The organism is Vibrio sp. SCP2 (genome assembly GCF_059295395.1).
The window spans coordinates 343,246-357,418 of sequence record NZ_JCAFVV010000002.1; the positions used below are offsets into that span (position 1 = coordinate 343,246).

Annotated in this window: 12 protein-coding genes; 8 read left to right on the plus strand and 4 right to left on the minus strand. The window is 45.2% G+C overall.

What is annotated here, in order from left to right; translation table 11 throughout:
- Window positions 1-66 precede the first annotated feature (66 nt).
- Genes AC5O63_RS09485 through AC5O63_RS09495 form a run of 3 tightly spaced genes read left to right on the plus strand, consistent with a single transcriptional unit; the run spans window position 67 to window position 2,573 of the window.
- Window positions 67-1,035: a DUF2157 domain-containing protein gene (locus tag AC5O63_RS09485; protein WP_494504774.1), complete on the plus strand. Its 969-nt coding sequence runs from the start codon at window positions 67-69 to the stop codon at window positions 1,033-1,035.
- Window positions 1,028-2,071: a DUF4401 domain-containing protein gene (locus tag AC5O63_RS09490; protein WP_494504775.1), complete on the plus strand. Its 1,044-nt coding sequence runs from the start codon at window positions 1,028-1,030 to the stop codon at window positions 2,069-2,071. The genes AC5O63_RS09485 and AC5O63_RS09490 overlap by 8 nt, the downstream gene beginning before the upstream one ends.
- A gap of 4 nt (window positions 2,072-2,075) precedes the next feature.
- Window positions 2,076-2,573: a GDYXXLXY domain-containing protein gene (locus AC5O63_RS09495; protein ID WP_494504776.1), complete on the plus strand. Its 498-nt coding sequence runs from the start codon at window positions 2,076-2,078 to the stop codon at window positions 2,571-2,573.
- Between the two features lie 147 nt (window positions 2,574-2,720).
- Here AC5O63_RS09495 and AC5O63_RS09500 read toward each other — a convergent pair whose 3' ends face one another.
- Window positions 2,721-3,251 carry a DUF2062 domain-containing protein gene (locus tag AC5O63_RS09500; protein ID WP_004747017.1) on the minus strand — a complete coding sequence of 177 codons (531 nt, stop codon included), beginning with the start codon at window positions 3,249-3,251 and terminating at the stop codon, window positions 2,721-2,723.
- Between the two features lie 342 nt (window positions 3,252-3,593).
- On the opposite strand from AC5O63_RS09500, the gene AC5O63_RS09505 reads away from it, so the two are divergent.
- From AC5O63_RS09505 to kdsB, 5 genes are read left to right on the plus strand one after another with little or no spacing between them, the layout of a single operon-like run.
- A complete protein-coding gene (locus AC5O63_RS09505) occupies window positions 3,594-5,498 on the plus strand; it encodes a DNA internalization-related competence protein ComEC/Rec2 (protein ID WP_494504777.1) in 1,905 nt (634 codons plus the stop codon).
- Between the two features lie 33 nt (window positions 5,499-5,531).
- Window positions 5,532-7,280 carry a lipid A ABC transporter ATP-binding protein/permease MsbA gene (gene msbA / locus AC5O63_RS09510; protein WP_494504778.1) on the plus strand — a complete coding sequence of 583 codons (1,749 nt, stop codon included), beginning with the start codon at window positions 5,532-5,534 and terminating at the stop codon, window positions 7,278-7,280.
- Between the two features lie 2 nt (window positions 7,281-7,282).
- Window positions 7,283-8,293: a tetraacyldisaccharide 4'-kinase gene (gene lpxK / locus AC5O63_RS09515; RefSeq protein ID WP_494504779.1), complete on the plus strand. Its 1,011-nt coding sequence runs from the start codon at window positions 7,283-7,285 to the stop codon at window positions 8,291-8,293.
- Window positions 8,274-8,453, plus strand: a complete 180-nt coding sequence (locus AC5O63_RS09520; RefSeq protein ID WP_004747022.1) for a Trm112 family protein — start codon at window positions 8,274-8,276, stop codon at window positions 8,451-8,453. The genes lpxK and AC5O63_RS09520 overlap by 20 nt, the downstream gene beginning before the upstream one ends.
- Window positions 8,453-9,208: a 3-deoxy-manno-octulosonate cytidylyltransferase gene (gene kdsB / locus AC5O63_RS09525; RefSeq protein ID WP_494504780.1), complete on the plus strand. Its 756-nt coding sequence runs from the start codon at window positions 8,453-8,455 to the stop codon at window positions 9,206-9,208. Before AC5O63_RS09520 ends, kdsB begins: the two co-directional genes overlap by 1 nt.
- Window positions 9,209-9,257: 49 nt before the next feature.
- Here the strand turns inward: kdsB and AC5O63_RS09530 are convergent, their stop codons facing one another.
- The 3 genes from AC5O63_RS09530 to AC5O63_RS09540 all read right to left on the minus strand — a co-directional run bounded on the left by AC5O63_RS09530 (window position 9,258) and on the right by AC5O63_RS09540 (window position 14,128).
- Window positions 9,258-10,796 carry a SpoVR family protein gene (locus AC5O63_RS09530; RefSeq protein ID WP_494504781.1) on the minus strand — a complete coding sequence of 513 codons (1,539 nt, stop codon included), beginning with the start codon at window positions 10,794-10,796 and terminating at the stop codon, window positions 9,258-9,260.
- A 9-nt stretch (window positions 10,797-10,805) separates the two neighbouring features.
- Window positions 10,806-12,077 carry a YeaH/YhbH family protein gene (locus AC5O63_RS09535; protein ID WP_494504782.1) on the minus strand — a complete coding sequence of 424 codons (1,272 nt, stop codon included), beginning with the start codon at window positions 12,075-12,077 and terminating at the stop codon, window positions 10,806-10,808.
- Between the two features lie 116 nt (window positions 12,078-12,193).
- Window positions 12,194-14,128: a PrkA family serine protein kinase gene (locus tag AC5O63_RS09540; protein WP_272785274.1), complete on the minus strand. Its 1,935-nt coding sequence runs from the start codon at window positions 14,126-14,128 to the stop codon at window positions 12,194-12,196.
- Window positions 14,129-14,173 lie beyond the last annotated feature (45 nt).

The following is a 14,173-nucleotide window of genomic DNA, read 5'->3' on the forward strand; positions in this document are numbered from 1 at the left end:
GCCAGATAGTGCCTCTAAGTATTTGGTTGAGGAGACAATACCAATAGAGCAAAAGGAATCAAATCAATGAGAAAAGAGCTTGTTGATCTTGTTGAGCGTGGAATCGTTACTTCTGGCACCATAGAACGAGCGAAGGAGCTCGCTGAAATAAAGCCTTCTCCCCAAGCTTGGATTCATTTTTTTAATCAATTGTTTGTTTGGCTAGGTAGCTTAGCTTTTAGTCTGTCTTTGATTTTCTTCTTCGCCTACAACTGGGCCGATCTAGGCCGATTCGCCAAGTTTGCTGTTATCGAAATCTGCTTAATTGCATCTGTTGGCGTCTATATCAAAGCTGAGCGACACAAGTTGGTCGCCAATGCGGCGATGATTGTTTCGTGTCTATTGATGGGTGCTTTGTTGGCTTTATTTGGCCAAACTTATCAAACAGGTGCCGACACTTGGCAGCTTTTTGCTAGCTGGCTAGCGATTATTACACCCTGGGTGGTGGTCGCACGGCTTATCCCTGCTTGGGTACTGTGGCTTGCTTTAAGTAATATCTCAGTCGCTCTCTACTTCAATACCTTTTCAGCCAATCACTTTTTGTTGTTCAGTTTCGCAGATAGTGATTCGTGGGCGCTGTTTTTGCTAAACACGGGCGCCTTGTGCGTGTGGCAATTTCTGAGCGCGTCACAGGCTTGGATGCAGAAAAAGTGGATGCTGCATCTACTAGGGACAGCATCTGGTCTCATTATCACCTATATCGTTTGGTCTTCTTTACTTAACTTCAGCAACGATATTGCTATGCCGTTGTTAGTTTGGGGCGCTTCGCTAGCTAGCGTCTACTATTTTTATCGCAGACGTACCTTAGATCTATTTATGCTCTCTGGTGGATGCTTGTCACTGGTATTGGTGACGGTCACTGTTGTCGCACAAAACATCCGAGGAATTGATGACCTGGCTTATTTCTTAATTCTCACTGTGGTCGTGGTTGTGTCTGGACTAATCGCTGCAGCTTGGCTGAAAAATGTTCAGCGGGAGGAGCAAGACCATGAGTAAGCAGTTAAAAAAACAGCTGATTGATCAGGGTGTCGTATCTGAAAGTATGATTAATGAGACCCCCAGTGGTTTTGCTTGGCCTATCAAACTATTACTGGCGATCTCAGGCTGGCTAGGCGGACTCTGTTTATTGGGCATCTTCTTCGGCGCGTTTACTCTATTTTTCCAAAGCGCGGTGGCTTCGGCGGTAGTGTCTTTGATCATGTTTGTCGCCGCTCAGCGAATACTTTCAGCACGCAATAATGAGTTTTTTGAGCACCTTGCTCTCGCGTTAAGCTTTTCTGCGCAAGTACTGTATGGTTGGGCCTTGCTGCCACTTGAGCATACACAAGTTATTTTGCTTTCGTTCGCAATTCTGCAAGCTGTACTTGTGATTATCATGCCAAGTATGACTCATCGAGTATGGTCTACCCTAAGTTGCTGTGCGGCTATGTCTGGGGTGCTGATTTCTTATGGGCTGCCCAGTCTATTGAGCAGTGTTTTACTACTGCCAATGGTTTGGTTGTCACTGAATGAATTTCGCTTTCCAGCATCCTATCGATTTGTATCAGGCTTAAAGTACGGCTTGGTGCTATCGATCGTTGTATTACTGTGTGTTCAAGTTTTTAGAAATGAAGTTGGGAGTATATTGGTGTCAAACTCTGATGCCACTTTTACTTTGCCTTATTGGGTGGCGCCTATCACCTATATGTTGAGCATGTTTATCTCTGCGGGGTACTTGCTTCACTATCACCAAATTCGGCTCCGCTCTAACGTGGCTAAACTCGCAGTCATCTTCACTATTCTATTGGTTGTTTTAACCAGTATGGCTCCCGGGGTAGGAGCAAGTTTGCTCATACTCGTCACTGCTTTCGCGCAAAGCAACCGGATGATGATGGGAGTGGGGGCGACAGCCTTGCTCGTGTATAGCTCAACCTACTATTACATGATGGAAACGACGTTACTGTTTAAATCTGGGGTACTGATGTCGGTCGCCTTGATAATGTTAGTTAGCTACTTGGTGTTCAACAAAGTGCTAAATCAAGCAAAGGGGTAGTCGTATGCGAAAAACTATCTATATCGTTACGCTTGTTTTGGCGTTAGTTGCGGTCAATTGGTCCATATATCAAAAAGAGCAGCTTTTGGAGCATGGGCAGGTTGTTCTACTCAAGCTAGCCCCAGTAGATCCTCGTTCTTTGATGCAGGGTGATTACATGACACTCAATTTTGAGCTAGGCGAAGATGTCATCCGTGAATTAGCAGACAAGGGAATGAGAGACAGGTACAGTGCGGCGGTTGATGGCTTTGTGAACATCGAACTCGATAGCAATCGTGTCGCGCAGTTTGTGTCGACTTCGACAGAGCGTTCGCCTAGCTCTGAAATCGCGTTGCAGTTTAGGCTGAGATCGGGGCAAGTTAAATTCGCCACCAACGCGTATTTCTTTCAAGAAGGGAAAGCTGACAAGTTAAATGCCGCTCAATATGGGGAGTTCAGAGTCGCAGAGAGTGGAGAGTTAATACTCTCAGCCCTACGTGATGCTGAGTTTAATCCGCTATAAAACAATTCATTGTCACCAATAAAAAGGGAAAAGCTTAGGCTTTTCCCTTTTTGGTTTTCTACAGGTGGCTAACCGCGCTTGTCACACTCTCGTTTCATCATTTTTCAAGCGGATATTAACTGAGCCGAAAGTGCACGAGCTGGCGTTTTACTTTTTAAGTAGGTTGCCTATTCTGATTTTTCTTTGTTGCCAACTTCGTACTACAGAATAACGCCACAGAGCTCTGATTCCAAAGTACCCGATCATTGCTGACAAAACGCCACAGATTAGGCAGCCGAGTAGGAATGGAGGGCCTATTGTACTCATTTGATGCAGAATGAACTCCCAAGAAAGCTCAAAGTGGAAGTGCTGAGGAGGTACATGCATTGCCCAAGCGCCAACTTTGTAGGCAAAGTAAAACAGCACTGGCATGGTGACAGGGTTACTCACCCAAACAAGTGCAACAGAGAGTGGTAGGTTAACACCACAGGCAATAGCGAGGCCCGCAGCCATAATCATCTGGCTTGGAAGGGGAACGAAAGCCATAAATAAACCGACGGCGAATGCACCAGACGCAGAGCGACGGTTAAGGCACCATAGGTTTGGGTTATACAGCACATTGCCAAAAATCTTTAGTGCCTTTTGACGTTTAATTACTTCGTGGTCAGGCATAAAGCGCTTTATAAATTTTCTTGGCATAGGGAAATGACTCTCTACTTACATTACTGGACGCTAATTTCTTTCTCTTTGTTGATCACAACTAGTCCGTATTGGCCGATAATGCCGAGATTAGATTATGTGCCTTTAGCTTTAGCTATACTGGTTGTTTCAACCAAGTATAGGAGAGCAAGAGGCTGTCTGGGACTAGCTTTAGCGTGTGTTGTCATCCTGATGCACGGCAACTTATTGCGATATCAAACAGAAGCACTTTTTCAAGCTGGTCAGGATATTACCATAATCGCTGACGTTGACAGCCTTTTTAAACCAATAAATTTTGGCTTTCAAGGTATTGTTGTAGTCAGATCAATCAATGGTGAAGCCTTGACCACTTTTCACCAACCTAAACTGCGTTTAACCAGTCCAATCTCTTTGAATCCGGGTGACCAAGTGACGGCAAGTGTCTCGGTGAAACCGATTTATGGTTTGATGAATGGTGTTGGGTACGATGCTGAGCAGCATGCACTTATTCAAGGAGTTGTTGGAACTGGCTCAGTCGATAGAAAGAAAAGCTTCTTTATAACGAGTCAGCCTTCGCTTCGAACGCGGCTGATTGAATCAGTTAAAGAGAAAACACAATTACTCGAACATCAAGCGATGATACTGGCTCTTATGTTTGGTATGCGTGAAGGGCTTACTCCGCAACATTGGGAATTGCTTAAAAATAGCGGCCTTAGTCATCTTATTGCGATATCTGGCCTGCACGTCGGAATTGCATTTGGTATCGGTTGGTTTATTGGACTTAGCCTACTTAAGCTCCATGTCTTATTGTTGCACGCGCCTGTTTTATTGGGTTTAGCCTTTGCGATTGGCTATGTGTGGCTCGCGGGTTTTTCTATCCCAACGGAGCGAGCAGTCACCATGTGTTTGCTGTTGTGTATTTTAATGCCGCTTGCAGGTCAGCTCCCCAACTCGTTCAAATGGCTGCTGGTTTTAAGCCTACTGCTTTTTCTCGATCCTTTTTCTGTTATTTCTCCTAGCCTTTGGATGTCGATGGTTGCGGTTGGGGTGATTTTTCTATATCAAGTCAGTGGGAAAACACGCGGCAATTTGATTGTGCAGGCAGTAAAAATGCAGCTTTTTCTGGTGGTTTTGATGGCGCCCATCGTGATGTATCTGTTTCATGGAGTGAGCCTCGGAGCTATTGCCTACAACCTAATGTTTGTTCCTTGGTTTACTGTTGTGGTCCTACCGCTCATCTTCTTCTCCTTTGCTATCCACCTTATATTTCCTTGGTTTGAATTCCCTTGGCAGTTGCTAGAGCTTTGTTTAATGCCAGTGAATTGGGCAATGGAATACTCTGTCTGGACTTGGTTTGATGTTTCGAGACAAGCACAGTTATGGCTTCTTTGCATCTTAGCTGCGCTGACGATAAGTCGCTTGTTATCAAGGCGAGGTACAATCTTACTGATGCTTAGTACAGGCTTAAGCTTAGTGGAGTGGCGGGATTCGCCATTGTGGCAAATTGTGGTGCTAGATGTTGGTCATGGCTTATCTATCCTTGTTCAACAACAGAATAGGGCACTTGTTTATGATACTGGTGCCGCTTGGCAAACCTCTAGTATGGCAGAACAGGTTGTGACGCCATTAATGATCTCAAGAGGTATCACCCAATTAGACTATCTGGCTATCAGCCACTTTGACAATGATCATGCGGGAGGTTTGCAAGCAATCAAGCAGCAGTGGAGCCCTAGCAAGATACTGACTAGTCAGTCAGGGGAGTCTTTTGAACCGTGTGTAGTAGGGCGTTCTTGGCAATGGGGAAAGATCACCATCGAGTCATTATGGCCGCCCAAATTGACCAGCAGAGCTTATAACCCTCACTCATGTGTGTTTAAACTCCAACATCAAGAGAGTCCAACTGCGCTGTTGTTGGCGGGAGATATTGAAGCCATCGCAGAATGGATTTTAGTAAGGGAGGGCGAACAATTGGATTCAGATATCTTAATCGTTCCCCATCACGGCAGTAAAACTTCATCAATTCCCGCGTTTATTGCAGCGGTTAGTCCCGAAGTTGCAGTTGCGTCTCTGGCTAAAGGGGGAAGGTGGCGGTTGCCGGATGAAAATGTGGTTGAGAGATACCAAAAAGCAGGTGCGCAATGGATGGATACTGGGCATTCTGGTCAAGTGTTGTTCAATGTTTATCCGCAAAGTTATCAGGTTAGTGCGCTAAGGACGCGCAAAGGTAAGACTTGGTATAGGCAGATGCTGCGTAACGGAGTAGAATAGCCGCAATATTGTAAAAGAAAAATAAGCAACTCTATGTCTCTGAATCAAGACGAAACCACGTGGCAAACCTTTCAACGCCTGTGGATTTATATTCGACAGTACAAAGCGGGCCTTGCTGTAGCTGTTGTTGCTCTCATTATTAATGCTGCTGCTGACACTTACATGATGTCATTAGTCAAACCCTTGCTTGATGAAGGTTTTGGCGATGCAGAATCTAACTTTCTAAGAATTCTTCCTTTTATTATTTTCGGCATGATGGTGGTGCGAGGCCTGAGTGGATTCGTTTCAACATACTGTTTAAGCTGGGTTTCTGGCAACGTGGTTATGGAGATGAGGCGCTCTATCTTTAACCAGTTTATGCATATGCCAGTCGCATACTTTGATAAAGAATCCGCTGGTGGTCTGCTATCTCGCATTACCTATGACTCTGAACAAGTTGCGGGGGCAACGAGTCGAGCATTGGTGAGTATTGTGCGTGAAGGTGCAAGTATTATTGGCTTGCTTATCCTTATGTTCTGGAACAGTTGGCAGCTATCACTGGTATTGATTGTTGTTGCTCCGATCGTGGCATGGGGAATTGGTTTTGTTTCGAAACGCTTCCGTAAAATCTCCAAAAACATGCAGGAAACTATGGGGCATGTTACCTCGTCCGCAGAGCAGATGCTAAAAGGCCATAAAGTGGTTTTGAGCTACGGTGGACAGCATGTCGAAAGTGAGCGTTTTGATTCAGTGAGCAATCAGATGCGTCAGCAATCAATGAAAATGGTCGCTGCTCAAGCGATTGCCAACCCAGTGATTCAAGTGATTGCGTCTATCGCTCTGGTTGTTGTCCTGTTCTTAGCGAGTGTGGACTCTATCCGCACAGAGTTGACTCCAGGTACTTTTACCGTCGTGTTTTCTGCCATGTTTGCTCTAATGCGACCGCTTAAAGCGTTGACCAATGTTACCTCTGATTTCCAACGTGGTATGGCAGCAAGCCAAACCTTGTTTGCTCTGATGGATCTAGAAACCGAGCAAGACAACGGTAAGTACCAAACAGAGAAAGTACGTGGTGATATTGAAGTGAAAGAAGTGACCTTTACCTATGAAGGTAAAGAGAAGCCAGCACTGAATAATGTCAGTTTTAAAATCCCGAAAGGCAAAACCATTGCGCTTGTGGGTCGTTCAGGTTCGGGTAAGAGTACCATTGCTAACCTATTTACCCGTTTTTACGATGTAGATGCGGGTAATATTTGTCTTGATGAGCATGACATCCGTGATTACACCTTAAGTAATCTGCGTTCGCACTTCGCTTTGGTATCACAAAATGTTCATCTATTTAACGACACCATCGCCAACAATATTGCGTATGCGGCAACCGAGCAATACAGTCGTGAGCAAATCGAAGAAGCCGCGCGTTTAGCCTATGCTATGGACTTTATCGAGAAGATGGATGATGGCTTAGATACGGTTATTGGTGAAAACGGCGCAAGTCTGTCTGGTGGTCAGCGTCAGCGTATCGCGATTGCACGTGCACTATTACGTGATGCACCTGTACTGATTCTCGATGAGGCGACATCTGCGCTTGATACTGAGTCGGAAAAGGCAATTCAGTCGGCTCTGGATGAACTGCAAAAGAACAAAACAGTGTTGGTCATTGCCCACCGTCTGTCTACGATTGAAAATGCCGATGAAATTTTGGTTGTGGATGAAGGTGAAATCGTCGAACGTGGAAATCACAGTGAGTTGATTGAGAAGGATGGTGCTTACGCTCAGCTTCATCGAATTCAATTCGGTGCATAGCTTTGATTGAAAAGATCTGGTTTGAGAATCATCCACTAAAATATTTATTATGGCCGCTATTGTGGCCGCTCAGTATTTTGTTTGGATTGGTAAGTCGTTCTCGTCGTAACAAGTATCAAACAGGTAAAAGCGTAAGCTATCGTGCTCCTGTGCCTGTCATCGTGGTGGGTAACATTACCGCTGGTGGTAATGGTAAGACACCAGTAGTCATTTGGTTGGTTGAGCAACTTCAAGCGCTTGGTTACAAGCCTGGGGTGGTGTCACGCGGTTACGGGGCGAAAGCGCCGCATTATCCGCTCTTAGTGGACAATGAAACGTCAACTAAGCACTGTGGTGATGAGCCTAAGCTAATCTTTAAACGTACAAGCGCGCCAGTAGCCGTTTCACCAGTTAGAAGTGAAGCTGTAAAGGCTTTACTACCGCTAGGTGTCGATATCGTTATTACCGATGATGGTCTTCAACATTATGCACTACAGCGTGATATCGAGATTGTCGTGGTTGATGGTGTGAGACGATTTGGTAGTGAGTGTTTGATTCCGTTAGGTCCGCTACGCGAGTCTACCGCTAGGTTAGCTGAGGTAGATTTTATCATTACCAATGGTGGTCAAGCATTACAAAATGAAGCCGCTATGGTGTTAAAGCCGACTCAAGCGGTCAACATGAAAACGGGTCAACGTTTGAGTGTCATGGGGCTGAAAGATAATCTCGTCGCGATGGCGGGGATCGGCCACCCTCCACGATTCTTTAAGACACTTGAACAGTTAGGTGCAAAGCCTTCTTATCAACAAGGCTTTGCCGATCATAAAGATTTTGAACTGTCTGATTTAGAGACGCTCGCTGCCAAAGGCGAACACTTGATTATGACAGAAAAAGACGCGGTAAAATGCGCGCATTATGCGAAAGAGAACTGGTGGTATTTACCTGTCAGTGCTGAGTTTGAAGATGCAGATAAAGCGCGCATCTTAAATAAGATTAAAGAGGTTAAGGAACAGTATGGATCATCGTCTGCTTGAGATTGTTGCATGTCCAGTATGTAAGGGAAAACTAACGTTCGATAAAGACAAGCAAGAGCTAGTGTGTAAATTAGACCGTCTTGCATATCCGATCAAAGAAGGTATTCCGGTGCTTCTAGAGCCTGAAGCGCGTAAAGTTAGTATGGACGAGGGCAGATAATGTCGTTTACGGTTGTTATCCCCGCGCGTTATCAGTCGACCCGTTTACCTGGTAAGCCGCTGGCGGATATCTGTGGTAAGCCTATGATTCAATGGGTTTATGAACAGGCAGTCCAAGCGGGTGCGGATAAGGTAATTGTTGCAACTGATGATAGCCGAGTAGAGCAAGCGGTTGAAGCTTTTGGTGGGCAAGTTTGCATGACTTCACCAAACCATGAGTCAGGCACTGAGCGCCTTGCTGAAGTGGTTGAGAAAATGGCTATCCCTGATGATCATATCATCGTCAATGTTCAAGGGGATGAACCTTTAATTCCACCTTCTATCATTACTCAAGTTGCAGAGAACTTGGCGAATAGCCAAGCACCTATGTCCACGTTGGCCGTTGAGATCAGTGATGAAGCGGAAGTCTTTAACCCGAATGCGGTTAAGGTGCTGACGGATAAAGATGGTTATGCGATGTATTTTAGCCGCGCAACGATTCCTTGGGATCGCGACAGCTTTGCTGAAGATGCCAAAATCATTAAACAACCACTGATGCGGCATATCGGTATTTATGCTTATCGCGCAGGGTTTATAAACACCTATATCAACTGGGAGCCAACAGCGCTTGAAAAGATAGAGTGTTTAGAACAGCTACGTGTGCTTTGGTATGGGGAAAAGATCCATGTTGAAGTGGCGAAGGAAGCACCTGCCGCAGGTGTCGATACGCCAGAGGACCTCGAAGTGGTTCGAAGCATTATCGCTAAGCAGCAATAGATTCTAGATACTAAAAAGGCCCCTCGGGGCCTTTTGTCATTGTTGAGTTTTATATTTTGCCATCATAGTCGTTTCGTTTAGGGCAGGTACCAAGAATCTCTCGGCGACCGCTGTCTTTCACCTCTTCAAGAATGACGTCAAATCCCCATAAGCGATAAAGGTGTTTGAGAACTTCATCGTAGCCCTCATCAAGCGGAATACGGTCATGTGGTACGTATTGTAGCGTGAGTGAGCGGTCGCCACGCACGTCAACGTTAAACACTTGGATGTTTGGCTCCAAGTTACTCAGGTTATATTGCGCCGCAAGCTTTTCTCTGATTGCGCGATAGCCACTATCGTCGTGAATGGCACTCACCTCGATGTAGTTTTTACGGTCGTCGTCGACGATGGCAAACAGTTTGAAGTCGCGCATTAGCTTAGGTGACAAGTACTGGCTGATAAAGCTCTCGTCTTTGAAGTTCTGCATAGCGAAATGCACCGCTTCAAGCCAGTCTGTTCCAGCCAAATCTGGGAACCACTCTTTATCCTCGTCAGTTGGATCTTCACAGATGCGTCGAATATCGCGGAACATGGCAAAACCTAATGCGTAGGGGTTAATACCGCTGAAGTAAGGGCTGTTGTAGGCCGGCTGTGCGACAACACCAGTATGACTATGGAGAAACTCTAAGATGAATCTATCCGTTACCAAGCCTTCATCATATAAGTGATTGAGAATGGTGTAGTGCCAGAAAGTTGCCCAACCTTCGTTCATAACTTGAGTCTGTTTCTGTGGATAGAAGTACTGGCTGATCTTACGTACGATACGCACGATTTCGCGTTGCCACGATTCAAGTAAAGGTGCGTGTTTTTCTATGAAGTAGAGGATATTTTCCTGTGGTTCGGTCGGAAAACGTATTTTCTGGCTTTCAGGCTCTACCGTTGATTTCGGAACCGTGCGCCATAAGTCATTAACCTGCGATTGAAGGTAAGCTTCACGCTCTTCTTGACGAGATTTCTCTTCAGCAATCGAGATCTTCTCTGGTCTTTTATAGCGGTCGACACCAAAGTTCATTAACGCATGACAGGAGTCGAGTAGGTCTTCAACCTCTTGAACACCGTATTTTTGCTCGCACTCCGCAATGTAGTTTTTAGCAAACAATAGATAATCAATGATTGAACTCGCATCGGTCCAAGTCTGGAATAGGTAGTTGCCTTTGAAAAATGAGTTGTGACCGTAGCAAGCATGAGCCATCACTAAGGCTTGCATCGTAACGGTGTTCTCTTCCATTAAGTAGGCGATACATGGATTTGAGTTGATGACGATTTCATAGGCCAAACCCATTTGACCATGTTTGTAGCCTTGTTCCGTTTGAATAAACTTCTTACCAAATGACCAGTGATTGTAGTTGATAGGCATACCAATACTTGAATAGGCGTCCATCATTTGCTCAGAAGTAATCACTTCAATTTGGTTAGGATAAGCATCAAGCTTATAGTGATCAGCGACGCGTTTTATTTCAGTGTGGTATTGGTCAAGCAGATCGAATGTCCAATCAGGTCCATCTGGCAGCGCCTTACTCTTTGTTGGCTTTTTCGTTTTCGTTGTCATACAGCCTCCCTAAGCAGTCTCTTTTTTGAAAAGCTCTCTGAATACAGGGAAGATATCCTCAACGCTGCGAATGTTTTTCATCGCAAAGTTAGGGAATGCTCCCTCAAGCTTTTCGTACTCATGCCACAAGGTTTGATGAGAGCGGCGAGTGATTTCGATGTATGAGTAGTATTGGCAGTTTGGCAATAAGTTTTTGGTGAGAAGCTCACGGCATCGCGGTGAATCGTCTGCCCAGTTATCACCATCTGAGGCTTGAGCTGCGTAGATATTCCACTCTCCAACAGGGTAGCGGTCTGCAACAATTTCGTTCATCAGTTTTAGCGCACTTGAAACTATAGTTCCCCCTGTCTCTTGCGAGTAGAAAAACTCATGTTCATCGACTTCTTTTGCTTGGGTATGGTGACGAATAAACACTACTTCTACGTTCTCGTAGGTGCGAGTTAGGAATAAGTAAAGAAGCACGTAAAAGCGCTTGGCGATGTCTTTGGTTGCTTGGTCCATAGAACCTGAAACATCCATAAGACAGAACATAACCGCTTGGCTAGATGGTACAGGGCGGCGCTCATAGTTCTTGAATCGTAAATCGAAGGTATCAATAAACGGTACCGTATCTAACTTACGACGTAGTGCTTTTATCTCTTCTTGAAGACGCTTCTCTTTGAGCATTTGTGCAGGCTCAGACATTTTAACGCGATCGAGCTCTTCTTCGAGTTCACGTAACATGCGCTTTTTGCCTGCCGTCATTGCGGTTCGACGCGCAAGTGACTGTTGAAGCGATTTGACTATTGCGATATTTGCTGGCACACCAGCGGTTTGATAGCCGGCGCGATGGGTTTTCCATTCGGTAATTTTGGCGATTTGGTTTTTTTCTAAATTAGGCAACTCAAGATCTTCAAACAGAATGTCTAGGTACTCGTCTTTAGAAATCTGGAATACAAAATCGTCTTGGCCTTCGCCGTCAGCACTGGCTTCACCCTCGCCAGAACCTCCGCCTTGTCCGCCGCCTTTAGGTCGTTCGATTTTGTCTCCGGTAATGAACTGGTCATTTCCTGGATGGACACGCTCTTTTAAGCCACCTTTGCCTTGATGAAAGACGGGCTCTTTGATGTCTTTATGCGGAATGGATACGTCTTCACCGGTTTCAGTGTTGGTGATTGAACGGCGATTTACCGCATCCGCCACAGATTCTTTAATCTGCTCTTTATGGCGGCGTAAAAAGCGCTGACGGTTTACCGCACTTTTATTTTTGCCGTTCAGTCGTCGGTCAATAAATTGCGCCATGAGTCACCCCTTATCTCTTATGCATCTGCCGCTACATGTCGACAGACACTTATTCATCCAATCTCCTACCAGAGCGTTATACTCTGGTAGGGATTTCATGGGCTAAAACACTGCTATTACGAAGATTTACGAACGCGTAGATACCATTCAGATAGCAAGCGTACTTGTTTCTCTGTGTAGCCTTTTTCCATCATACGAGCGACGAAGTCATCGTGTTTCTTCTGATCTTCAGAAGAGGTTTTAGTGTTGAAGGAGATAACTGGTAGCAACTCTTCTGTATTTGAGAACATTTTCTTCTCAATCACAGTGCGCAGTTTTTCGTAGCTTGTCCAAACTGGGTTGGTACCATTGTTGTTGGCGCGAGCACGAAGCACAAAGTTAACGATTTCATTACGGAAATCTTTCGGGTTGCTTATACCGGCTGTTTTTTCGATTTTTTCTAGTTCATTGTTTAATGCAGAGCGGTCGAATAGCTGACCAGTTTCTGGATCGCGGTATTCTTGGTCTTGAATCCAGAAATCTGCGTAGGTTACATAGCGGTCAAAGATATTCTGACCGTACTCTGAATAGGACTCTAAGTACGCAGTCTGGATCTCTTTACCGATAAACTCGACGTAACGTGGCACTAAATAGCCTTTCAAGAACTCTAGATATTTTTCCGCCGTTTCTTGAGGGAATTGTTCACGTTCGATCTGCTGCTCGATAACATAGAACAGGTGAACAGGGTTTGCCGCGACTTCTGTTTGATCGAAGTTAAATACCCGCGATAGAATCTTGAACGCGAAACGGGTTGAAAGACCTGACATGCCTTCATCGACGCCCGCAAAGTCACGATACTCTTGATAGCTCTTCGCTTTAGGATCTGTGTCTTTGAGCGTTTCACCATCGTAGACTCTCATCTTGGAGAAGATCGATGAGTTCTCTGGCTCTTTAAGTCGAGACAGAATGCTGAACTGTGAAAGCAGCTCTAGCGTGCTTGGTGAACATGGCGCTTTCGATAGCTCTGAATGGTCGAGCAGTTTTTGGTAGATCTTCACTTCTTCCGCAACGCGTAGACAGTATGGCACTTTGACTATGTAGACACGGTCGAGGAATGCCTCGTTGTTTTTGTTGTTGCGGAATGTTTGCCATTCTGATTCGTTCGAGTGAGCGAGAATCATGCCATCAAATGGTAGGGCTGATAGGCCTTCCGTACCATTGTAGTTGCCTTCTTGGGTTGCAGTAAGTAGCGGGTGAAGCACCTTGATTGGCGCTTTAAACATCTCTACGAATTCCATCAAACCTTGGTTTGCTCGACATAGTGCGCCCGAGTAGCTGTAAGCATCTGGATCGTCTTGTGAGAAGTGCTCTAGCTGTCGAATATCAACTTTACCGACCAAAGACGAAATGTCTTGGTTGTTTTCATCACCTGGCTCAGTTTTAGCTATCGCTAGTTGGTCTAGAATAGAAGGTCTAACTTTGACTACTTTGAATTTCGAGATGTCGCCACCAAATTCATGGAGTCGTTTTGCTGCCCACGGAGACATAATCGAGCGTAGGTAGCGTTTTTCAATGCCATACTCTTGTTTGAGTAGATCACCATCCTCATTGACATCAAACAGACAGAATGGGTGATCATTAACAGGGCTGCGTTCACCGTTAGCGGAAAGCACATATATTGGAACTTGTTGCATCAATGCTTTTAGTTTTTCGGCTAAAGACGATTTACCGCCACCCACAGGACCAAGTAGATAAAGAATCTGCTTGCGTTCTTCAAGCCCTTGGGCCGCATGTTTGAGGTAGGAAACAATCTGCTCGATGGCATCTTCCATACCGTAGAAGTCTTTAAATGTGTCGTATCGAGAAATCACGCGGTTGGAGAAAATACGACTCAGTTGTGGGTCTTGCGCTGTATCAATGACCTCTGGCTCGCCAATTGCCATTAATAGTCGCTCAGCTGCGTTGGCATAAGCGCTTTTGTCATCCTTACATAGAGCTAAAAACTCTTGCAGTGATAACTCCTCATCCTTTGAGGCTTCGTAGCGCGCTTGGAAATGGTCGAAAATACTCATAATGAATTCCCCTCTGAACCTGTCAAACTGACAATAAACCCGCAT